General features: G+C 66.9%; 1 protein-coding gene and 1 pseudogene. Both read right to left on the bottom strand.

The features are described from left to right. Positions 1-304, bottom strand: a 304-nt coding sequence (locus C1I93_RS32160) for a hypothetical protein (protein ID WP_220039625.1), incomplete at its 3' end; no start/stop codon positions are given. Between the two features lie 96 nt (positions 305-400). After that, positions 401-480 (bottom strand): annotated as a pseudogene (locus tag C1I93_RS33365) (endonuclease/exonuclease/phosphatase family protein); the annotation flags it as partial.

Genomic DNA, 480 nt, shown 5'->3' with positions numbered 1-480 from the left:
GGGGTGGGGTGAACGGGAGTTGACCGACGAGGTGTCGGAGTTCGTCGGCGAATTGGTGGTCGGCGTCGGCCTCGGCGGCCACGGCCTGTTCGGTGGCCGTGCGGGTGGCGGTGGCCGTTGGGTGGCTTTCCAGGTTCTTGAGTACGCGGGCGCCGATCACTGATGTGTTGAGTCGTCGGGTAAGGGTGCTGTAGAGGCGGTCGACGGCGGAGTCGGTGAGGGCTGTTGTCGTGGCGGTGCCGGTGTGGGCTATGCGGTTGGCCACGGCGGAGATGGCCGTGTGGACGACCTGGTTGGGTGGCATCGTTCCCCGTTGTGTCGCGGTGTGTGGGTTTCGTCAGTTGGCAACTGTCGATGACCCGGTGTGCGCAGTCAATAGCTGGGCGGGGATCTGTGGTGGCTAGCCGAGGTCGACCAGGAGGGGGCGGTGGTCGGAGATGGTGGACAGGGGGGTGTGCACGGCGGTGACCGGTGGTAGGC

It is taken from the genome of Micromonospora endophytica (assembly GCF_003236305.1).
GTDB lineage: Bacteria > Actinomycetota > Actinomycetes > Mycobacteriales > Micromonosporaceae > Micromonospora > Micromonospora endophytica.
The sequence above is the reverse complement of the archived record's forward strand: the minus strand, read 5'-3'. Positions and strand labels throughout refer to the sequence as shown.